The organism is Paenibacillus sp. FSL R5-0517 (assembly GCF_037974355.1).
In the GTDB taxonomy this organism is placed as follows: Bacteria; Bacillota; Bacilli; order Paenibacillales; family Paenibacillaceae; genus Paenibacillus.
Map to the genome: position 1 here is coordinate 5,912,877 of NZ_CP150235.1, position 22,327 is coordinate 5,935,203.

Below are 22,327 nucleotides of genomic sequence, written 5' to 3' on the forward strand. Positions count from 1 at the left end.
AACATGTCAGTGATGTCGAAAACGTTTTATTTTATAAGCAGGGGCAAGGCCCATTACTTCGTACTCATTCCTCGTTTAGGTCAGCCATTGATGCTTTGGACGAAGATTGGGTTCTCGCCTGTTTGTAAGCAGAAGGAGATTCCCCAACATATTTCTTGAATTTACTGTGGAAGTAGTCCACATTCGCATACCCGACTCTCGCCGCGACCTGATGGACCTTCAATCCTTCATCCAGCAATTCCTTGGCCTTTTCCATACGAACCTTGTCCAGGAATGCATTGAAATACTCTCCAGTATGATTCTTGAACAACTTCCCCAAGTAACTGCTGTTATAGTTAAACACTTCAGCAAGTACCTCCAGCTTGAGATTTTCGCCAGGGTTACGTTGGATAAATTCAATCATCTGTTTCAATACAGTATCCTTGCTCCCCCCACCCATACGTTGAATAAGGCGATTAAAATGTTCCAATGCCATGACCTTGAGATCCGACATCGTAAATTGATGATAGACTTCATTAAGCAGAACCGAATGTTCCTGCATAATGGAGTGCATATGTTGATTCGTAGCTGCAAGCTTGTTGAACGCTAGGGAGAACACTTGGGAGAAAGCCGTTTTGATCGCTTGCTCTGTTCGGTGATACGGGACCAAGCGCTCTTCCATCTCAGCCAGTACCCGCATAACGGACTCACTGCTACGGATGTCTAACGCATAATACAGCTTGTCCGCGAGTTCGTCCTCAACGGGCTCATGTGTTCCATCCACAGCTTCAACTCCTGGCTTAGCAACGCCTTTGCCTTCGCTACCTTCAGTCCACAGCATGATGCGCTTCTCTGTGAACAAGAAGCGTTCACCGAGTGTACGATTCGCCTGCGTGAATGAACGCGCGATTTCAGAAGTGAAATGTACGGGTTCACCCGCAGCACCATACATGTGGACCTCCCATTCTCCCAGAAGTCCTTCCAGCTCATCATAAAGAATTCTTGCAGATGACTCGGATGTGATTGTTTCCTTGCTTAACAACCCCAGACCGGAATGGAACGAGAATACGATGCCCCGGTCTTTCTGATCAAACGCTTCAATCAGTTTGCGTTTCATAACACTTCCTCGTTGCAGATCGGGGGCCGCATGCATCTCAAGCAGAATAATCTGATAATGAGGCCAGTGCAGCCCCAGGCTATCTTCTTCCATGCTGCCCGCACCTTCCAAACTGTCAAAGAGCAACGCCTCAATCTGGTGCTCCAGATAGACAGTATCTTCACCAGCTTGACGTGCCATTGTCTCCCGTTCACGGGTCAGGATCGTAGCAATCCGCTCCAGTTCACTGATGATCTCATCTTCATCCACCGGTTTGAGCAGATAACCATCCACACCAAAACTGATGGCTTTCTTGGCATAATCAAAATCGGCATAACCGCTCAATATCAAAAAGTGCGAATCCGGATGATTCCGGCGCACTTCTTCAATCACATCCAGCCCGGTCATACCGGGCATGCGAATATCAATAATCGTCAGATCAGGCTCCAATTCCTCAAACCGGGAGATAGCCTCACGCCCGCTTGCAGCTGTAGCGATGACCTGGAATCCGTATTTTTCCCAATCGATAATGGTTGTCAGTCCCTCACGTATGCTCGGTTCGTCATCCACCAAAAACACTTTATACATGTTGGTCCCCTCCTGCTGGCAAGGTGAAAGAAACCTCTGTTCCTTCCCCATATACACTCTTCATCTGCAATCCATATGGCTCCCCGTACGTCAATGTTAAGCGTTGATGTACATTACGCATGCCGATCCGACTCTTCTCCTGTTCCTCCGGTCCACAGATAAACTGCATCACCTCAGCCAGTCGTTCTGGCGTTATGCCTGCACCATTGTCATCCACACGGATCTGCACAATGTTCTCTACTAAACGAATACTTATATGAACACGGACTGTGCCCTCTTTGTTCTCCAGACCATGGACAATCGCATTCTCAACCAAAGGTTGAATAATGAGAGGCGGAATGTACATCTTCTCCACCTCGGGATCAATGTCAATCTGGAATGCAAGACGGTCGCCGTAACGGAATTTCTGAATTTCCAAATAGGAACGTACCATTTCTAGTTCAGCCCGGAAGGTTGTTTTTCCACTGCCAATCTCCAGACTCTTGCGCATCAGCTTGCCCAGCAGTCTGACGATGTTGGCAATCTCCGCTTCTCCCTTAATATGCGCTTTCATCCGAATGGACTCCAGTGCATTAAACAAGAAATGTGGATTGATCTGGCTCGCCATCATTTTCAGTTTAATCTCTTTTTGGGCGATTTCCAATTGATTGTTCTGTTCTGTCGCTTCTACTACCTGCGTCATGAGTTCATTGATACTTTTCACCATATAGTTGAACTGTCGTGACAATTGTCCAATCTCATCGTTTCCATCAATCCGCGAAGTCACATTCAGATCACCTAATGCCAGCTTGTTGAGGTGTTTACTCAGCCGGAGTAATCGGTTGGAAGTGAGGAACGAGATGATATATACGAATAATAGGGCGATAACGAGCACAAGTGTAATGAAAATCATGCCAATCATGCTGACGGTGTTCGCGTCTTTGACGATATTTTTGGTGGCAAAAACCGAAATAACCTTCAGACTGTTCATGCTCGATCCAGGACCCAACTCATCAATAACAATGTTGGAGGGCTCCCCCCGGAAATCTGCTTCAATGGTTCCCTTTGCCTGATTCTGCAGATCAACGCCAAAATCAAGCTCGTCCAGCGTTTTCCCTACCAGTTCGGTATTTTTTGCTGCAACCACATACCCCTGCTCGTCCGTAATCATCGTCTCAAACTGTTCCTGACGGAGCAATCCATTCAGTTCATCCTGATTGATGACAATCATCAATACGCCCTCGGTCCGATATTCGGCAAAAGGTACTTTGCGTACCAAGCTGAGCTTGTGTACAGGATTATCTTCCTTGTCTGGAATGTAGAACCACCCGATGCTGGTTGTTTTCAATGCCTGTTGGTACCAGTAGCTCTCTTCCGTCTGCTTGTCTACCGGGATGAATTCGAGGTTGTTGATCAATGTTGGGTTAGTTGAGTAAAAACGAATGCCGGCTATCTCACGGTACAAACGCCTGTACTCCTGAAAGTCTTTGTACGCAAGATAAGCCGAGGTTAGCTCCACAACGCTCTTATACCGTTTATTCACGATCTCCTTGAGATCCGCATTAAACATTAAAAGATTGGATATATCCGTTGGTACACGCAGCATCGTCGCCGTCTGGCTCTTGATCTTGTCCACATTGATGATTGTCTGTCCTATCGCATTGTCCAGGGCTTGCTGGCGAAAATAACTGGTCACAGCAAGACCAACAATCAATACCGGAATCATGACAACCAGTACATAGGAAATGAGCAATTTATGCTTTAATTTGAGATTATTGGTGGTTCGTATCAGCCTTTTAAACATGTCTGCACCTTCCGTCATCTGTATAAGCGCTTACATATAAAGAGCAGGATCAGGATGTTCTGTCCTCTAAATTAATCATACCACATAACCGCCAGAATTCGGATTGTCATCACAATGGATATATCTGTTGTCGGGTAACAAGCCAGTATAGTCTCTCATGTTAATAGCGGCTTCTTATGTGGTCGGCCGAGCTTACCACATTATTTTGTTGGTAGGTTAAAAAAGCCAAAAAAGGCACTCCCACAATTGGAAGTGCCTGCTCAGTATAAATTTTATGCGCGTGCTGTTAAGGACGAGGTGTGCTTACCCCGTTCAGGATTAGCTTCGGATGAATGTCGGCGTTCAGTGAAGCGGAAACTGCACAATATTTTTCCTCAGCCATTTGGATGGCTTTCCAGATACGGTAATCCGGGATATCCCCATCGACTTTGAAGATCAGATCAATGGATGTGAAGCCTTTCGGCATCTCTTCGCTGCGTGTCCCCTGCGCTTCAATCTCAATCGACTCAATTTTGTCCAGGAATGCGTCCAGAATCATCGTAATATCGATTCCCATACAGCCGCCGAGACCCGCCAGTAACAATTCCATCGGGGTTGCACCCTTGCTGTCACCACCATAAGCAGCAGTGGCATCCATGCCAACCGCGTAGCCAGACGGTCCTTCGGAAGTAAATGCGCGTTTGCCTTTCCATACGGTTGTTACATTCATGATGTTATCCTTCTTTCTTAAAATAGGTTAAGTTCAAGCGAAAAAGGTTTGCACTTTCCACTCCGATGACAGAATAACCTTCCGATCGCTGTTATCCCCAGATTTTTTTGATTCCCTTCTTCAAGGAGAAAATCAGGGGATAAAGGCGCACGCTCCGCTTCTCCAGGTTTCTTCTGTCCTCTCCGTTCTTGTGCAAAAAGTTTAGTTGAACTGATATCGTTCACGACCTTAAATACCCGCTTAGGATACGTTCGTTCTTCCGATCGCTGTTATCTTCATCAAAATTCAGTAATTTGTTGCAAGAAACGGCGGGTGCGCTCTTGCTTCGGCTGTTCAAAAAAGGCCTGTGGACTTGCTTCTTCCACAATCGATCCATCCGCCATAAAGACGATTTTGTTCGCCACATTACGGGCAAACTTCAATTCATGCGTCACGACCAGCATCGTCATGCCTTCCTCTGCCAGCTCCTTCATGACGGAAAGCACCTCTCCGACAAGTTCGGGATCAAGGGCAGAAGTTGGCTCATCAAACAGCATCACTTCAGGCTCCATCGCAAGTGCACGTGCAATGGCGACCCGCTGCTGTTGTCCACCGGACAATCGGGATGGATATGCATCCTGCTTGTCCGACAGGCCCACGCGATCCAGAAGAATCCGGCCACGTTCGGCCGCTTCGTCACGCTTGATTTTTTTCACCGTCACAAGACCTTCCATGACATTGCCCAGCACCGTCTTGTGCGGATACAGATTGAACTGCTGGAATACCATGCCGGTCTGGCGGCGAATCTCCAATACCCGGGCACGCTGTACACGCAGCGAATCAGCACTTTTAACCACAACACCGTTCACTTCAATCTGTCCTCCAGACAGTTCTTCCAGTCCGTTCAGGCAGCGCAGCAAGGTACTTTTGCCTGAACCACTCGGACCGAGCAATACAACAATATCTTTGGCATCGACATGAAGATCGATGTTCGTGAGCACTTCATTTTGTCCAAAACGTTTGGTAAGTCCGGTTGTTGTAATCATCGGTTCTCTCCTCCCATCAGTAAGCCCGGGCTAACCGGCGCTCCACTTGTTCCAGAATGGCCGAGAAGCCGATACTCATAATCCAGTAGATCACACCGATCGCCAGATAAAACGGCATATTCACATAATATTGCGCTACTAATAGCTGTGCCGAACGCAGCAACTCTGTAACCCCAAGGGCAGCAACAAGTGATGTTTCCTTCAACATGCCAATAAACGTGTTCCCCATCGGCGGGATGGCGATGCGCACAGCTTGCGGGAAGATAATGCGTCTCATTGCTTGAGCCGGGGTCATTCCGGTTGCGTATGCAGCTTCCATCTGTCCTTTCGGTACAGCCTGAATCGCTCCACGGAACGTCTCCGACAGAAACGCACCTGCATTCAGACTTAGTCCCAAACAAGCAGCTGTAAGGGACCCCAGGGTCACTCCATAATCGACCAATCCGTAATAAATGACGAATAATTGCACCAGCAGCGGGGTTCCCCGCATGATGGATACATAAAACCTTGCGATCAGCCTAAGCCATATCGGACCCTTCAGACGAGCAATAGCAACAAGTAATCCGATGATGAATGCAAAAAACATCGAGATCACCGTTACGTATAACGTATAGTAAGCCCCCTTCAGAAAGAAGGGGATATTCTCAAATACCAGTTCCATGGGTTAAATCTCCCCTTCGCCTTACCAGTTCATTATTGCGCAGGCTCTTCACCAAACCATTTTTTGAAGATGGTGTTGTATGTGCCATCATCTTTCATGCCTTTGAGCGCGTCATTCAATGCTGCAACGAGTTCCGGATTGTCTTTGCGAACAGCAATACCTGCCTGGTCACTCTTGATTGGTTCGCCTACGGCTTTGATATTGAAGCCATTAGCGTCCACAATCGGTTTCAGTGCATACATATTGTTAATTGTGGCGTCAATCCGTCCAGCATTCAGGTCTTTCAGTGAAGAGATGACATCGTCATAGGTTTTAATCGTGAAGTCTCCCACTTTAGGCAACACTTCATTACGCAGATACGTCTCATCATTTGTACCCAGACCTACGCCAATTGTTTTTCCTTTGAAATCTTCCAGCTTGGTGATATCGTTATTGTCTTCTTTTACAATGATTTTCACTTGGTTCGTAATATACGGATCACTGAAGTCGAGAACTTTCTTACGATCATCGGTAATGGTCATCTGGCTGATAATAGCATCCAGCTTCTTCGCTTGCAGACTTGGTGTCAGACCAGAGAACTCCTGGGATACAAATTCAACCTTAACCCCAAGACGCTTCGCAACCTCACGTGCGATATCGGCATCATAACCGTCCATTTCTTTCTTATCGTTCAGGAAGTTGTATGGTGCGTATGTGCCCATCATGCCCACTTTAATCACGCCAGCAGACTTGATCTGCTCCAGTTCATTGCTTGCCTGTGCACCATTCGTGCCCCCATTGTCTGTTGCCTTACTTCCACAAGCACTAAGTACCAGCACAGTCATCAGCAGAATCGCTGTCAAAGACCAGCCTTTACGCGTTTTCAATCCATATGTTTTGTTCATTACGTTAACTTCCTCTCATTCGTGTATTGATCTGGGTGTACATTTGGTTACGCTATTGTGATCAAACAGCAGTTGTACCCATTATTCCCTGCTAGTTGTGTAATCATGTGAATCTCTGGTCTCTCGTTGAAAAATAAAGCTGCGGACTTTGCACATGCTTATGTACCCAATAGTCCGTAAAATTCAAAGCTTGCTGCCTCAGCTGCCAACGAAGAAGCTGTCATGGCGGAGAACTTGCTGTGCAACTCATCCGAACCGAACAACCAGCGTGATATCATGCCTTCGATCATGCTTACCAACAGCGCTGCTCGCAGCGGTACATCCATGCCCTGAGGCAACATGCCGAGTTCGATGGCACGTTCCATATTGTGTCGGAACGCAGTCTCGACGGCATTTCGTGTCTCCTCGACCAGTCGTTGTACGGATTCTTCAGTCACGATGCCTTTAAGCAATAGTTCCATAAAATATCGATTCTGTGCGGCGAACATGAACAGGTCAGTGAATAGCCTCTCCGATGCTTTCACCATATCTTCTACCGATCCGGCATCCTTGCGGTATCCTTGTCCAATCGCCTCAAGCAATTCCTCCTTGCCCGTTAATATAATTTCCGAAGCAATGGCTTCTTTGCTTTTGAAATGCCAGTAAAACGTCCCTTGCGCCACACCAGCCTCACGGACGATATCGGAAATTTTCGTCTGATGGTAACCTTGGGTTGCAAAACGCTCCATTGCTATGCGTATTATTTGGTCCCGCCGTTCTTCACCGGGTTCCAAACCGTTGATTTTGGTCATTGCTGTAACCCTCCCGATTGATGAGTCAGTCAGTTAATGTATATCCTATGGGATAACTAGGTTTTTGTCAATATAGTTTTAAACAAATGATTACAAGCATAAGTTGAAGTTGAGTGCATTTGTGATCATAATAGGTGATAGCCTTGTTCAAATGAACAGGCATGGTCAAGCAGGACAGCCTATGCTGTCACCTGCATATCAAGGAGGAAGAGAATTGGACATTATATCATCCATTATTATGGGCATCATCGAAGGTTTGACTGAGTTTTTGCCCGTGTCCTCCACTGGACACATGATTCTGACTGCCCACTTGCTGGGTTTATCGGAGGACAACGAGTCAGTCAAAACGTTTGAGGTGGTTGTTCAACTCGGAGCTGTACTTGCTGTTGTTGTACTGTATTGGAACAAATTCATTGATATGTTCCGCTTCACCGGAGGCAGCAGACCTTACTCCCGCCGCCTCAATCTGGGACATATCTTCCTGGCGATGGTTCCTGCCGTAGTCATTGGACTTGTATTCCGCGACTGGATCAAAGCACATTTGTTTGGTCCGGAGACAGTGCTGTACAGCCTCGTTATAGGTGGTATATTGATGATCGTAGCAGAACGCTGGAGCCGTAAGAGTGAACGAATTACTACCCATGATGTCGATGATATTTCTTACAAACAGGCATTCGCAGTGGGTATATTTCAGATCTTGGCATTGTGGCCAGGCTTCTCCCGTTCCGGATCAACGATCTCAGGCGGTCTCTTTGCAGGGGTAAGCCGCGTAGCCGCTGCGGAGTTCACATTCCTCGTGTCTGTGCCAATTATGATTGGTGCTACGGGATATGACCTGTACAAAAGTATTGATCACCTGAACGGCAGTGATTTCCCGATCTTTGCGATAGGATTCATCGCTGCTTTCATCGTCGCCATGCTTGCGATCAAGACGTTCCTGTCCATTTTGAAAAAATTGAGCCTGACCGTCTTTGCCGTGTATCGCTTCGTCTTGGCAGCCGTGTTCTTTATTATTTTAATGTAACCTTACATTGCAATGAATTAAGACAGGCAAAATCAATGGCGGCCTCACATTCCATTTGGAACGAGGCCGCCATATTTATGTTCTATGTTATGCTTCTGTTCATTCACGATTCCGTTGATCTATGATTTTTGGGCTGCTTAGAAACAGGAATAGCTGTACTTAGATGAAGTCTTGCTCTTCGTGACTTCCTTTTTGGTTGGGTGGGACCATTGGTGATGCCGACTAGGTTCACTATGTATCGTGGACATTCAGATTCATGTTCACTTCTCCAAAAACAGTCTGGCTTAGGACCACTCTTTCACTTGAATGCTCCGGTGTTTCTTCCAATATTTTAATCTTTCACGCAGATTATATCTATTCTCCTTTTGTTGCTGCAGCAATTGCTTGACTCCGATCATCAACAATCGGTATCTTCGGTCATCATTGTGGCTTAATTGGTGCATTTCCTCAAAAATTTCATTTTTCATACGGATCTTGTTCACTCCAAATATTCAGTTTGTTCTCACAGTATACATGGGAGCACTGAACAAATTCTAAACAAGCGCTAGTCCTCAACTTCACTTATTCGAATACACATTTTGCGTGCTGGAATGAAGCAGAGAAAACCCTTCCTGTCGTCGGACAAGAAGAGGTCTCCGTAGTTAAGTTAATTAACAAGCTGCTTTTGCCTTCATACGCTTAAACTTTGGATTCAAGCGTCTCCAGATACTCGGAGATTTGAGCAGGTGTTTTAGCCCATTTGCTATGCAGATGTGCAATTTTCTTGCCGTTTTGGAAGACAAGCAGGCTTGGAATACCGCGTACACCATTTTCTTCAGCAAACGGCTGGAACTTTTCTGCATCTAGGGCATAGAAGGTTTTGTCCGTATGTTGGTCGATAACATCCCCGATAAAACGATCCAGGTTTTTGCAGTCTGGACACCAGGTTGTATCAAATTTAATGACGGTAAAACCATCAGAGTTAATTGTATCCAAATATTGCTGTTCACTTTGAATTCTTTCCATATGTCTTCTCTCCCTTATATGTTGCTTTTAATGGCTGATCTTCATTGTACCTTGTATAGTTACAATTGAAAATAGGCTTAATGGCGTTAGCGATGCTGCTTGTATAGATTAGCGGGACTAAGCTCACGTATTTGCTGAATTTCTACGGTGGTAATTGCAGGCGAATTCGAAGCGGCAATATTGTGCAGCAACTGGTCTCTCGAGCTAGCACCAGGGACAACGGCTGCAACCGCAGGATGGGATAAGGCATACCGAATAGCCGTCTGAGCCATGCTGCGTTGGTCCGTAACAAGACGGCTTAACCCTTGCCGAATGGTATATAGTTGCTCTGGCGTATAGTCCAGATAACCTTTGTCTGCCTTGGCAGATCCGGAATCGGCGAGCACACCGCTAGCTACGGGCCCACGGGCAATTACACTGATTCCCTTTTGTTCCAATAAAGGCAGCACCTCTTCTTCCGCTCTGCGGTCAGCAACACTGTACTGGTTCATCACACTGACGATGGATGCCCTCTTTACATACTCCCGAATCACATTAGGACGAATGGAGGAAATTCCGTAATATCGGATAAGTCCTTCCTTCTTCAGTTCCTCAAACGCTTCGATTGTCTCTTCGATAGGATCGTCCAATGTGCCGCCATGCAGCTGGTACAAATCAATGTAATCGGTCTGCAACCGCTTCAAGCTTTCATGTACAGCCTGCTTAATGTAGGCTTTGGATGGGTCCCAAGACCAGCCCTCTTTGCCGGGCAGACGACGATTTCCTACTTTGGTCGCCACAACGACTTGGTCCCGGCGCCCCTTAATAGCTTGTCCTACAATCTCTTCATTACGTCCTGCGTCGTAAAGATCGGCTGTATCCAACAGGTTGACCCCATGATCCAAAGCCTCATGAATCAGGCCCATTGCGGGTTCCATTTCGGTTCCAAGTGACATACATCCCAGCCCAATCTCCGACACCATCAGTTCGGATGTACCCAGACGATTTTTCTTCATACGTGCATCTCCCTCCATACGTTCTGCAAGTATCCATTGTATCATTCTTGCTGGTAAAAATCGCATTATAGATGAAAGCAAGGGGTTGCTCTCAGATTGCACAAAAAAACCTGGAAGGACTTCATCTCCAGGTTTCTCATGATCATCATGTTCATTCAAACGAAAAACGAACGATCAAAATCTATTTCACTTCCACGCGTGGTCTGGATTGACTTGTTCCATTGGACGAATTGGAGCTTTTCATCATACCCGAGACCGTGCTGAACAGCTTATCTCTTGCTTGTTTGTTCCTCATCAGATAAGTCACACCTGCGCCGATCGCCGTCATCAGTATTCCTCTTCTTTTAGACATGTGCTTCTCCTCCTTCAGGATAAATGTACATCGTGTCTTGTTTGACAATTACCCTTTGGGAGCAAAACGAAACGAAGTACAGGCTTGATCACACAAAAAAAGATGACCTCCGAATCGTTCAGAGGTCATCTTTCAAGCCACATTTGCCGTCCGCTTAATCGGACGGTGTTGCCATATGGGTCATTTCTTCATGTTTGTAGGTTGAACCATCCGCGGTCAGATAAAAGTGTCCGAGGGGATGCAGGTTTTCGTCCAACTCATAGACAAGCGGGATGCCTGTCGGGATATTGAGCGCCACCACGTCTGCCTCGGACAATTGGTCCAGATGCATGACGAGTGAACGAAGCGTGTTACCATGCGCAGAGATCAGCACTCTTTTGCCCGCAGATACCATCGGTTTAATCTCCGCATTCCAGTACTCCAGCACACGCTTGGATGTATCCATCAGGTTCTCTGTAACGGGGATGGTGCACCCGAGCCGCTTGTACTTGTCCAGATCCTGTACATATCGTTCATCGGTCTCATCCAATGCAGGGGGAGATACGTTAACGGAGCGTCTCCATTCCTTCACTTGGTCTTCCCCATACTTCAACGCAGTCTGCTGTTTATTCAGTCCTTGCAGCGCACCATAATGACGTTCATTCAGCTTCCAGGTCTTCGTAATGGGAATCCACATAAGGTCCATCTCATCGAGCGCAATATCCAGTGTACGGATGGAACGTTTCAAGACGGAGGCATAGGCATAATCAAAATCAAACCCTTGCTCCTTCATGATCTTCCCAGCTTTACGAGCTTCTCCGTAACCATCTGTTGTGAGATCGACATCCGTCCAACCCGTAAAACGATTCTCTACATTCCACATGCTCTGTCCATGACGAATCAAAACAACTCTGTACATAACCGTGAACCCTCCTTCCATGGAAACATTACCCTCAAGATGAGCAAGATATGCTTAATTACATTAATAATACGGTGCCATCATGAGGTATACGACGACACCTGTGGAACTGACATACAGCCAGATTGGCATCGTCCAACGTGCAATTTTGCGGTGTTTCTTCAATTGATTCGTCCAGCCCCACACAAGTGTGAACAACGCCAACGGAACGATCAGGGCTGCCAGTATACTATGGGTAATCAGAATGAAGAAATAGATGGAACGAATGATGCCCTCGCCGCCATATTTGGACGTCTCTGGTGAGAGGTAGTGAAACGTCAGATAGGTCACGAGGAATAACAGTGTTGTTGAGAATGCAGCAAGAATAAATCGTTTGTGCAACTTCACATTCCGCTTGATAATAGCAATAAGCGCTGCGAGCAGGAAGATGAAGGTAAAGCTGTTAAACACGGCATTAAACCGTGGCAACACCGTAATATCAAAGGTCACATCACCTTTGTATCCAATGGACGGTGCGAAGAACAATAATAAAATAATGACATTAGCGAGAATGGAAATCGTAATAATGATGCCTGCGAAATTTTTATTGCTCGTCGGGGATGGAATGTTCGGTTCCCCTTTGTTATTTTTGCCCAATGCAAAATCCTCCTCATATCCTAACTTCTATGTTCTATATCATTATATCTCGGCAATTCCGGGCTGTTAAGTGACAACACTCTGAACAAAAACCGTTGCACTCCCCTATAAAATGCCCCTTTGCGGCTGTTTTCAATCAAATCCACCGCAGCTCCCATTTACCCAAGTCTTTATTTGTGGTATAATTAATGCAATTAATCACATACGCGTTGAAACTGGAGGAGCCTGTCACCAAGGGCCCCTCTTTGTCTTTTTCAGGCACAGAACGGCACTTTTCCTAATGCCTTTCTGTGTCTTTTTGTTTTTTGAAGCTGAGAATGGATAGCCCTTGGGCTGGTAAACCTATAAACGCTACTGCTGGAGAGGAGCACACCTATGGAATTTATTTTGGTTCTTGCACTTATTTTAATCTTTACCAAACTTGCCGGTGATCTATCCGTCAGATTGGGTCAGCCGTCGGTACTTGGGAAACTGATTGTGGGTGTCATCCTCGGGCCTGCTATTCTCGGTTGGGTTCAACAAAGTGATTTCGTCCACTATATGGCCGAAATCGGAGTACTATTGTTGATGTTCATCGCTGGACTGGAGACCGATCTGGAACAATTGAAGAAAAACTGGAAAGCAGCCTTTGCCGTTGCTGTGGGTGGTATTATTTTACCATTCATCGGAGGATACGGTTCGGCCATGGCGTTCGGTATGTCACAGACACACGCATTATTCTTTGGACTTTTATTCTGTGCCACGTCCGTCAGCATTTCCGTTCAGACACTAAAAGACATGGATCAACTAAGCTCTCGTGAGGGTACAACAATCCTTGGTGCAGCTGTTGTCGATGATGTCCTGGTCGTTGTGATTCTTGCCGTTATGATGAGCTTGCTGGGTACAGGCGGAGGTGACACATCGATTTCTCTGCTTATCGGTAAGAAGCTGTTATTCTTTGTTATTATTATCGCTGCCAGCTGGTTCCTTGTACCACGCATCATGAAGTGGATGGCACCGTTAAAAGTAACCGAGACCGTCATTACTGCGGGACTGATTATTTGTTTTGGATTTTCCTACTTTGCCGAGTGGATGGGTGTTGCCGGAATCATTGGTGCATTTGCCGCTGGGATCGCCATCTCCCAAACCAACTTCAAACATGAAGTTGAAACCAAACTGGAACCGATCGCCTACGGAATTTTTGTTCCGGTGTTCTTTGTCAGTATTGGTTTGAATGTCACGTTTGATGGTGTGGGTTCACAAATTTGGTTTATTGTCGTTATCAGTATCATCGCGATTGTAACCAAACTTATCGGTGGGGGAGCCGGTGCACGACTGACTGGATTTAATATGTCATCTTCATTGGCCATTGGCTCAGGAATGATTTCAAGAGGCGAGGTTGCTCTCATTATCGCGTCAACCGGACTTGCTTCCGGATTGCTTGATCCGGAGTATTTTACCAGCGTCGTGATCATGGTTATCGTAACCACATTGGTCACGCCTCCTCTGCTCAAAATTACCTTTGCTCGCAAAAAGGGTGAAAAGCGAGTCGAAAAAGGAATTGAAGAATCACATCTTGGTGGATGAGGGCTGGCTGGGCCTGAAGATTGATCACTTTTTCTAAGGAACCCAGTACGTCTTATTTGGTCCTCTGGCTCTCTTTTTCAATTCTAAGAAACATCAGACACTTTATTTTCCAGATTTCCATAGCAAAACGCTGAAAATGGCTGTATATTCCGATATAGCGTTTCTCAGGTTCCTTATATTACTGCTAGTGCTTCGAATCCCTGAATAAGACGTCTCAGATTCCTTAGTTTTTATTGACGCTCTGCGCTTTTTTTCCAAGCATAGGCCCGGACGGACGACGCATATCGGCTCTACGGAGAACTTAATTAAATGTAAACCGCCTTGAAAGGGCGAATACTCTACTTTTACAGCGTCTACATTGCACTCGCACATTAAGGACGGCGTTCACTCACGTTCAAAGTGTAGCACTTATCAGATCCGAATACGCCAGTCTCGATTTGGCTTTCAGACTAAGGGCTGAGATACGGTCTAGTTGAAAGGTATTGAAATCATTCCGTATTTGAAGCTATACTTGATTTAGAAAAGCAATATATCGGTCGTGAAGCACACGCCGCTTTGATCTATTCTTCCCCTTCGACATGAAGGTTGGAGAGGGTCAAAGCGGCTTTTTGTATTTTCACATAACGACTTGAAGCACTATTCACGTTCGTTTTAATTTATTTTATTTTTAGAGGAGATGAAAGACGATGAGCATTGATTTTGATGAGGCTTATGAAGTTTGGATGCACTCCCTTTTGGAGAAGGAGACGAACCCCCGAGTGCTTTCCAGAATAGAAAATGGACTGGAACATAGCACATTGGAATTTTTGCGTTCCGTTTGGTTTCCAGTGATGAAAAACTTTACCCATCTGCAACCCGAATGGGAGGTTCGTGATTTTCATAACGGCTATCGGTATCTGGATCTTGCTTACCTGCCAGGAAACGGTATCAAAGGGGGGATTGAGATTCAAGGTTACGGGCCACATGCTCGTGATCTGGATGTACGGCGTTTCAAAGATTTATGCTGGCGACATTGTCTGCTGACGTTGGATGATTGGATTTTTCTGCCGATCGCGTATCTCTCCATTAAGGATGAACCGAAACGGTGCCAGCAGCTAGTGCTGTCTTTTATGGGAAAATTCATGGCCACAGATGTGCCCCCGTCCCTTAATTGGCTGGAAGCCGAGACTGTTCGTTATGCCAGACGCATTATCCGTCCCTTTGCCCCGTCGGAACTTGCTACGCATCTGCGAATCACAGATCAGCACGCTCGAATAGTTCTTCACAGTCTAATTGTTCAAGAGGTATTACATGTCGCAAGTGGCACACAACGATATCGAACCTACATCTTACGAACATGAGACACGCTATTTCACCCGTACGGCACATGTTCATTTTTTAACGAACTCAGGACACCTTATTATGATGATATGGAGTAAATCAGGGCAATTGGAGGGGCATTTTCGTGAAATAAGGTTTACCGGATTCGTTAGAATTCCAACATGCCTCATATCTCGATAATAAGCTCACCTGAGTTCGTCAGCATTTTTGGATGTGCCCTTTGAAACGTTTTGAAACGCTCAGAGTTACTAGACTACTCTTAAAGCTCAATGCGAACCACTGGAGTTACTGGGGTTTCAGATCCTTGAGTCACTAACGAGTTACATGGGGAGTTAAACGGAAATTTACACGAAGAGTTACATGGAGAGTTACATAATAGAGTTACTTGGAGTGTTATATGGAGAGTTACTTGGATTGTTATATGAATTGTTACACGAAGAATTAATCAGAGAAATAGCTGGATTAGCTCTGAACTTGAACTGCCTGCAATAGCTTATGGGATAGTCTACAGTTCCGAGAAGTAAGTTACTTGAAGTTGATTAAATTACTTAGAAGAGGCCTCCCATCCTACACAGAAAACAAAAAAAGACCACCTTACACTCAAGAGGTCTTCCATCTATGCCCGTTCTGACATCAGGCTGTCCCATTTTAAGTTAACACGCCAACATAAAAACCAATTGAAATAAAGACAGCACACCATACAAATGCGCCGATGCTCGATACCACTACATATCTGCCAATCGCCATACGGCTAATCCCGGAGAAACAGCACATCAGATGACGAATGCCTGGAATGAAATAACCCAGGATGATGGACCAATACCCATATTTGAGAAACCATGACTCCACCCTGCCAAATCGTTTGGCATTCACGCCGACCCACTTGCCGTATTTTTCAATCAGTGGTCGGCCGGCCTTCTTACCAATCGTATAGCTGAGCAGCCCTCCGGTAAATGCGCCACCGAAACTGACGGCGATGGATACCGAGTAATTCAATACCGAGATGGAGGCGAGATAACCGACAAAGGTCATCATCACCTCATCCGGAATCGGCATCCCGATAACGCCAAGAGCCAGTAGTCCGTATATTGCGAAATAACCATATTGACCAATAAATTCTTTTGCAAATTCCATACTGACTCGCTCCTTATTTCGGTTCCACAATATCCTTCTCATGTGAGGCTAGCACTTGTTTTAGAGACGGGAATCGGATTTGGCTCACCATGAGACCGGATAATACAATAATGACAAGATAGGCTACACCGTGTGTGAAATAAGGACTCCAGAGGGCGAAAAAGGACATCAGACCTCCGGCAAATGTAATCGGCATCCCGACAAAACCGCTGCTTGCTGTCTTCTGACAGTTATAACGGGCCAGGCGCAATGCACCGCAAACCGGAAACAATGCGGTCAGTGCCATCCCCAGCACACTCACTTCATTCATGGAGTTCAGGTACAGAATCAGCACAGGGGCTGTTCCGAATGAAACTACATCCGCAAGCGAGTCCAGGGCTTTCCCGAACTCACCCTCACAGTGCAATTTGCGGGCTGCATAGCCGTCAAACAGATCAAAAAACATCGCTACCCATATCATCATCACAGCCAGGGCAAATTCACCATGAATAGCCATAATGACTGCCAGCATGCCTGAACTCAGATTCCCCAAGGTTAAAATCGATGGTAAAGACTTCATAAGAGTTGACTCCCTTTCGTACTAGGCTTTAGGAAAAATAATATAAAAACGGACTCCATCCGGTGTATTCTCCACTCCATAATTGCACCCATGCAGATCGAGAATCTGCTTCGCAATGGCCAGACCGAGCCCGGTTCCCCCCATTTTGCGATTACGTGAGCGCTCGACCCGATAGAACCTCTCCCATATATACTGCCGCTCAGCTTCAGCAATGTGCTCGCCCTTGTTCTCAATGGAAATATGGACAAAACCTTCACGCCTGCTGATCTCAATAGTTATATCGGTATGTGGTATTGCATGACGTATAGCATTCATCATGATATTGAAAATAACTTGCTCCAGCTTGCTGCGGTCACCTTCAACCGTCTGTTCTGTTGTGGATACAAGCACCACATCCAATCCTTTGTCCTTCAGTTGCGGACCCAGACGGCCGGCGATATCTTCAATCATGTCAGCTAGTGCAACAGCATCCGTATTCAATTGAACCGCTGAGGATTCCAGTCGCACCAGATCCAGCATCTCTTCAACCATCGTTTCCATCTTGATCGCCTCATCGGCAATGATCTCAATGTAGCGCTCCCGCTTGCTCTCACTCACGCCGTCCTTCAGCCCTTCGGAATATCCCTTAATGATACTGATTGGTGTCTTGAGTTCATGAGATGCATCGGCAAAAAACTTGCGCTGTCGCTGTTCAATCTGCTGCTTCATTTCCATATCCGTACGCATCTGTGTGTTGGCCTGCCTCAGCTCTTCGAGTGTCTGACCCAATGTCCCCGATAAAGCATTAAGGCTGTTAGACAGACTGCCGATTTCATCGTTACGCCGGATGGGTGATTTCACCGTGAAATCCAGCGTAGACATTTTCTTGGCAACATGGTTCAAGGCCAAGAGCGGCTTCGTTACAATTCGGGACAGAAGCAACGCCAGCAACAGAATCAATATAAATGCCCCAATGCCAAAATATGCATAGAACAAACGTGTTGCCTCATTTGCTTCCCTCATCTCCTGTAGAGAGGTGAGTGAGAAAATCAGTTGCTGCTCAGGTCCGGAACGATGCACTGGAGCAATAGTGATCACATTGCGAACACCACTCCAGCTATCCATCCATTCTTCGTTGAGCATTTTGCCGTTGGCCAACGCAAGTTGGTCTTCTGTGGACAAAGGGAACCGACTATCCAGTGCCTGCACCAGCAATCCCTGCCTCTGGCTCCACGTTGCCAGATTGGGAAGAACTACCTCGGTCAGTACGCCTGACCATTCCTTTACCGGTTCAATGGATTCCTGAAAGCTTTCTGTTCCCCATGCAGCAGAAGTGGCATCCTGGATTTTGTATGGATAGACCATGGACCCGCTGGCTGGGCCTTTCACCGTGAGTTCCTGCCCATATTTCAGATGAGATGTAATCCAGCCAGCATTCTCACTATTGATAAACAAGGACAAGGACACCTTCACGTGACTCCCATCCTGCTGTAACAACGTAATATGGAACGGGTCATTAACCAGTCTTCCGGTATTGGTCAGAATCACCAGATGTGACTGATTCTGACGCATGAACTTACCGGTTTCCTTGGCTAGCTGCAGATCACTCCAATGGCCATTAGAGTATTGCTGTTCGAACTTGGACAGCTTTTTCTTCATACTGCTGACCTTCTGATGCTGATAGAAGTCCGGGAACCAGACCAACTGGGCAAATACCGTTGTTCCATATAGAAGAACCAGACATCCTGCCATGACCAGGAAAAGCTTCATCGTTACGCCATTTCTTCTCATGCTTCTGCCTCGAAACGATATCCGGTGCCAATCACCGTCCGGATACACTTGGCTTCATCACCTAATTTGCCGCGCAGCTTCTTGATATGAGTATCCACAACACGTGAGTCTCCTTCAAAATCAAATCCCCAGATCCGATTCAAAATGGCATCTCGGGACAACACAATGCCTGCATTTCGCACCAAATAAAGCAACAGGTCATATTCCTTTGGCGCAAGCTCAACTTCAACTCCGTCCTTCTCCAGCCGCCGAGCCCATGGATCAAGCGTTACCTGTCCGAAGCGAATGACACCTTGCTCTCGTCCAACTGCGCCTTCAACACGCTTCATTAATGTCTCTGCACGTGCAACCAGCACACGTGGGCTAAACGGCTTGGTGACGTAATCGTCTACGCCCAGCTGAAATCCATGAATTTTATCGTCATCCTCGGACCGTGCAGTCAGCATGATAATAGGTACGGTGGATTGGGATCGAATATGCTCACATAACGTCCATCCATCCATTTCCGGCATCAAAACATCCAAAATGACCAGATCCACCTCATGCAGAGCCAACAGTTCCAATGCCTGTACTCCATGTTCTGCTTCTATAACGTTCCATTGTTCTTTTATGAAATAATCGGCCACAATCTCACGAATGCGGCTTTCATCTTCCACCAGAAGCACTGTTCTGATCATGGCCGACTCTCCTTTTTAGATTTCTGATGATAACATACCTATTCCATGTGTCGTTCATGTGTCCAGACATGTTTTGGAATGAACTCCATGATATATACGATTAATATAAGCCAAAAGTTACTAATTTTTATCAAAATTCGCACAAAAAAGAAGCCGTCAACGAGCAAGCTCTTGCTCATTGACAGCTACTTGGATGAAATCGACGTGTGTTATCCAGAATTGAAGCGCTACTGCGCGCTCACAGGTAACACTTAGCGTTGTTGCTCCAGACGGTGTGCCACATGCAGTGTAGGACCAACAAAACGATTCAACGGGAATCCGCCGGCAATCGCTTTAGTCACGAAGGCTTTACCTTCACGAACAGCCTCTTTCACTGAAAGACCACGAGCCAAGCCTGCGGTAATCGCCGCAGACGTAGTGCAGCCCGCACCATGCGTATATCCAGAGCCGACAACATCGGCTTCAAACCATTCGTAGTTGGTTCCATCATAGAGTAGATCCATTGCTTTACCCGGGCTAATTACACCTCTGTCCTTGATCAGAACATGTTTCGAGCCATGGGCATGAATGGTTGCTGCTGCTGCTTCCATCTGTTCCTTGGAACGAATCGGTCCACTTTTCGCCAGTTGAGATGCTTCGAACAGATTAGGTGTAACCAGATCCGCACCTGGCAACAGGAATTCGATCATCGCTTCCGTATTTTCAGGTTGCAGCACTTCATCTGTACCTTTGCAGACCATCACGGGATCAATAACGATCTGTGGCAGGCCACTGCGGCGAATATGTTTTGCCACCAATTCAATAATATCTACAGAACCGAGCATGCCTGTCTTCATGGCATCAAAACCGATGCCGTCCAGAACCGTGCGAAGCTGGGCTTCAACCACATTTAATTCCACAGGAAAGACCTGGTGATCCCATGTATCGGGCTCCATCGCCACAACTGTAGTCAGTACGGTCATACCATACACACCCAGCTCCTGGAAAGTTTTCAAATCAGCTTGAATCCCTGCACCGCCGCTCGTGTCCGAACCAGCTATTGTTAATGTTTTTGGAATCGTCATGATCGTTGCATTCTCCTTCGTGTCTCAGTTGACATTATCCTATCCCTTGTACGAGCGGATGTCAATGGCATCTGAAGCCATACGGAGCATGGTTTTCAGGATGATTCAGTTCACATCTTTGGTCTCCAGACGAAACATGGACAACGAAGCAATCCATATCCCTACAGCTCCAAGGGTCAGAGGGATAATAATCAGTGAATGAATGGAATACTCCGACCCGTTAAATCCGGAGCAGACAATCAACACCAGCAGAAGGGAAGAGGTCATAGTAGTTGTAACTGAATGCTTACGCATACCAAAGAATAAGGGAATGAGTGCCATGCTGGCTGCCGATAAGGAACTAATACCATACTTCAACAGAAATCCCAACATATCCTGATATGTCAACGAGCCAGGAATGAAAGCGTAGAATTGATTAGCAATCAACAGCAGTGAGCCCATCAACAGGTCGGTAACCATAATCATCACAAAGGTGAAAAGAAACACGATAATCAATTTGGCTGCAATGATTTTATGACGCTGGATTGGATAGGTGAACATCACGTTCATCGTTTTATTTCGATACTCACTGATCACCAGCTTGGATAATAAAGCTCCTGCGAACACGATAAAGGTTGCCCTCACAAACGTATCAATAATCATAAAGGCCATCTGATAATCGGCATAGGCATAATCGTCTGCTCCAATATCCACAAATCCTATCATAATCAGAAAAAGAAGAATGCCCACATTGGCAATACCTACAGCTGCAAAATTCCGCGAAAAGCGGTGCTTCCGCATCTCAAGCCTGATCAGTTTAAGCAACGTCATCATCCCCTTTCACAAGCTTCATGAAATGTTCCTCAAGGGAATGAGCCCGTTTGGATAAGGATTCGATCTCAATGTCATACTGGATCAGCTTGGTGTTTAGTTCCGAAGGAATGATTCCCGGATCATAAATGCGTACCGTGTGGTCATCGACCAATTTATAATTACTCAAACCAAGTTGATGTTCAATGACATAGGTCGCTTTGCGGATATCAACCGCCTGTAGCTCAATGTACTCATTTTGACTTCCCCGAATGCTCTCCATCGATACTTCTTCGACCAAGCGACCACCGCGAATGACACCAACCGTGTCGGCAATCTGCTCTATCTCGCCAAGGATGTGACTTGAGACCAACAGGGTGATGCGATACTCGTTGCTAAGGCGCTTGAACAAATCTCGCATTTCCCGGATCCCTACAGGGTCCAATCCGTTGATCGGTTCATCCAGAATGAGCAGTTCAGGTGTGGTTATGAGTGCACGAGCCAGTCCGAGCCTCTGCTTCATGCCCAGGGAGAAGTCCTTGACCGATTTCTTGCCCGTATCCTTCAACCCTACCATCTCCATCGTGTTGTCGATGATCTTTTTGTTGTAGAATCCCATGTATTCACAGTGAAGCTCCAGATTCTCGCGAGCAGACAATCTATCATAGAAAAAAGGATATTCAATAATGCTGCCCATTCGCTTCAGCACTTCATAGGAGGTCGGCGTAAGCTTCTCCCCAAACAATTCAATCTCCCCTGAGGTGGGTTTGACGAGATTGGTCAGCATCTTCATGATGGTTGTTTTACCTGCACCATTCGGGCCAAGAAACCCATAGATCTCACCTTGCTTAATACTCATATTGACGTTGGATACAACCTCTGCCCCTTCATATACTTTGGTCACATCTATCGTTCGTGCGATATAATTCATCGTCTTGTTCTCCTTTACGTCCCCTGTCCGGGTTCCTATATCTGTATTGTAAAGAGAAAAGTCTGCTTTTTTATTAATCAAATCTTACAAA

Annotated in this window: 23 protein-coding genes; 3 read left to right on the forward strand and 20 right to left on the reverse strand. The window is 46.2% G+C overall.

Annotation, left to right across the window (positions count from 1 at the left end):
* Positions 1 to 64: 64 nt before the first annotated feature.
* From MKX40_RS26420 to MKX40_RS26450, 7 genes are all read right to left on the reverse strand, one after another.
* Entirely contained in the window at positions 65 to 1,663 is a 1,599-nt protein-coding gene (locus tag MKX40_RS26420; protein ID WP_339237817.1) for a response regulator transcription factor, read from the reverse strand.
* Positions 1,656 to 3,446, reverse strand: coding sequence for a histidine kinase (locus MKX40_RS26425; RefSeq protein ID WP_339237819.1), 1,791 nt, complete (start codon positions 3,444 to 3,446; stop codon positions 1,656 to 1,658). Before MKX40_RS26425 ends, MKX40_RS26420 begins: the two co-directional genes overlap by 8 nt.
* Before the next feature lie 286 nt (positions 3,447 to 3,732).
* Positions 3,733 to 4,155 carry an OsmC family protein gene (locus MKX40_RS26430; RefSeq protein ID WP_017692209.1) on the reverse strand — a complete coding sequence of 141 codons (423 nt, stop codon included), beginning with the start codon at positions 4,153 to 4,155 and terminating at the stop codon, positions 3,733 to 3,735.
* A 278-nt stretch (positions 4,156 to 4,433) separates the two neighbouring features.
* Positions 4,434 to 5,180, reverse strand: a complete 747-nt coding sequence (locus tag MKX40_RS26435) for an amino acid ABC transporter ATP-binding protein (RefSeq protein ID WP_339237821.1) — start codon at positions 5,178 to 5,180, stop codon at positions 4,434 to 4,436.
* A gap of 16 nt (positions 5,181 to 5,196) precedes the next feature.
* The gene (locus tag MKX40_RS26440) at positions 5,197 to 5,841 is read right to left on the reverse strand and encodes an amino acid ABC transporter permease (protein WP_339237823.1); all 645 of its coding nucleotides are present in this window, start codon (positions 5,839 to 5,841) and stop codon (positions 5,197 to 5,199) included.
* Positions 5,842 to 5,873: 32 nt separating this feature from the next.
* A complete protein-coding gene (locus MKX40_RS26445; RefSeq protein WP_339243211.1) occupies positions 5,874 to 6,707 on the reverse strand; it encodes a transporter substrate-binding domain-containing protein in 834 nt (277 codons plus the stop codon).
* Between the two features lie 176 nt (positions 6,708 to 6,883).
* Complete coding sequence (locus MKX40_RS26450; RefSeq protein WP_339237825.1) at positions 6,884 to 7,516, reverse strand: TetR/AcrR family transcriptional regulator; 633 nt, start codon at positions 7,514 to 7,516, stop codon at positions 6,884 to 6,886.
* 181 nt (positions 7,517 to 7,697) lie between these two features.
* Here MKX40_RS26450 and bacA point away from each other — a divergent pair, with 181 nt between their 5' ends.
* The gene (gene bacA / locus MKX40_RS26455; protein WP_339237827.1) at positions 7,698 to 8,540 is read left to right on the forward strand and encodes an undecaprenyl-diphosphate phosphatase; all 843 of its coding nucleotides are present in this window, start codon (positions 7,698 to 7,700) and stop codon (positions 8,538 to 8,540) included.
* A 284-nt stretch (positions 8,541 to 8,824) separates the two neighbouring features.
* Here bacA and MKX40_RS26460 read toward each other — a convergent pair whose 3' ends face one another.
* The 6 genes from MKX40_RS26460 to MKX40_RS26485 form a co-directional block, all read right to left on the reverse strand.
* Positions 8,825 to 9,007 (reverse strand): hypothetical protein, encoded by a 183-nt coding sequence (locus MKX40_RS26460; protein WP_339237829.1) that lies wholly within the window; start codon positions 9,005 to 9,007, stop codon positions 8,825 to 8,827.
* Between the two features lie 211 nt (positions 9,008 to 9,218).
* Entirely contained in the window at positions 9,219 to 9,545 is a 327-nt protein-coding gene (locus MKX40_RS26465) for a thioredoxin family protein (protein ID WP_017692202.1), read from the reverse strand.
* Positions 9,546 to 9,631: 86 nt separating this feature from the next.
* Positions 9,632 to 10,540: an aldo/keto reductase gene (locus tag MKX40_RS26470; RefSeq protein WP_339237831.1), complete on the reverse strand. Its 909-nt coding sequence runs from the start codon at positions 10,538 to 10,540 to the stop codon at positions 9,632 to 9,634.
* Between the two features lie 181 nt (positions 10,541 to 10,721).
* On the reverse strand, positions 10,722 to 10,892 hold the full coding sequence (locus MKX40_RS26475) for a hypothetical protein (RefSeq protein ID WP_339237833.1): 171 nt from the start codon (positions 10,890 to 10,892) through the stop codon (positions 10,722 to 10,724).
* Positions 10,893 to 11,046: 154 nt separating this feature from the next.
* Positions 11,047 to 11,790, reverse strand: coding sequence for a 2,3-diphosphoglycerate-dependent phosphoglycerate mutase (gene gpmA / locus MKX40_RS26480; RefSeq protein WP_339237835.1), 744 nt, complete (start codon positions 11,788 to 11,790; stop codon positions 11,047 to 11,049).
* A 63-nt stretch (positions 11,791 to 11,853) separates the two neighbouring features.
* Positions 11,854 to 12,426 carry a DUF420 domain-containing protein gene (locus tag MKX40_RS26485; protein ID WP_017692198.1) on the reverse strand — a complete coding sequence of 191 codons (573 nt, stop codon included), beginning with the start codon at positions 12,424 to 12,426 and terminating at the stop codon, positions 11,854 to 11,856.
* Between the two features lie 375 nt (positions 12,427 to 12,801).
* Here MKX40_RS26485 and MKX40_RS26490 point away from each other — a divergent pair, with 375 nt between their 5' ends.
* Positions 12,802 to 13,992 carry a cation:proton antiporter gene (locus MKX40_RS26490; RefSeq protein WP_339237837.1) on the forward strand — a complete coding sequence of 397 codons (1,191 nt, stop codon included), beginning with the start codon at positions 12,802 to 12,804 and terminating at the stop codon, positions 13,990 to 13,992.
* Between the two features lie 686 nt (positions 13,993 to 14,678).
* Complete coding sequence (locus MKX40_RS26495; protein ID WP_339237839.1) at positions 14,679 to 15,332, forward strand: transcriptional regulator; 654 nt, start codon at positions 14,679 to 14,681, stop codon at positions 15,330 to 15,332.
* A 628-nt stretch (positions 15,333 to 15,960) separates the two neighbouring features.
* On the opposite strand, the gene MKX40_RS26500 is transcribed toward MKX40_RS26495, so the two are convergent.
* From MKX40_RS26500 to MKX40_RS26530, 7 genes are all read right to left on the reverse strand, one after another.
* Positions 15,961 to 16,446 carry a DedA family protein gene (locus tag MKX40_RS26500; protein WP_339237841.1) on the reverse strand — a complete coding sequence of 162 codons (486 nt, stop codon included), beginning with the start codon at positions 16,444 to 16,446 and terminating at the stop codon, positions 15,961 to 15,963.
* A 13-nt stretch (positions 16,447 to 16,459) separates the two neighbouring features.
* Positions 16,460 to 17,005 carry a CDP-diacylglycerol--serine O-phosphatidyltransferase gene (gene pssA, locus MKX40_RS26505; RefSeq protein WP_253441014.1) on the reverse strand — a complete coding sequence of 182 codons (546 nt, stop codon included), beginning with the start codon at positions 17,003 to 17,005 and terminating at the stop codon, positions 16,460 to 16,462.
* A 21-nt stretch (positions 17,006 to 17,026) separates the two neighbouring features.
* Entirely contained in the window at positions 17,027 to 18,775 is a 1,749-nt protein-coding gene (locus MKX40_RS26510; protein ID WP_339237846.1) for a HAMP domain-containing sensor histidine kinase, read from the reverse strand.
* A complete protein-coding gene (locus MKX40_RS26515; RefSeq protein WP_339237848.1) occupies positions 18,772 to 19,452 on the reverse strand; it encodes a response regulator transcription factor in 681 nt (226 codons plus the stop codon). The genes MKX40_RS26510 and MKX40_RS26515 overlap by 4 nt, the downstream gene beginning before the upstream one ends.
* 251 nt (positions 19,453 to 19,703) lie before the next feature.
* Entirely contained in the window at positions 19,704 to 20,516 is an 813-nt protein-coding gene (gene thiD / locus MKX40_RS26520) for a bifunctional hydroxymethylpyrimidine kinase/phosphomethylpyrimidine kinase (protein WP_278298228.1), read from the reverse strand.
* Between the two features lie 105 nt (positions 20,517 to 20,621).
* A complete protein-coding gene (locus MKX40_RS26525) occupies positions 20,622 to 21,320 on the reverse strand; it encodes an ABC transporter permease (protein ID WP_339237851.1) in 699 nt (232 codons plus the stop codon).
* Entirely contained in the window at positions 21,313 to 22,236 is a 924-nt protein-coding gene (locus tag MKX40_RS26530) for an ABC transporter ATP-binding protein (RefSeq protein WP_339237853.1), read from the reverse strand. The genes MKX40_RS26525 and MKX40_RS26530 overlap by 8 nt, the downstream gene beginning before the upstream one ends.
* Between the last annotated feature and the right edge of the window lie 91 nt (positions 22,237 to 22,327).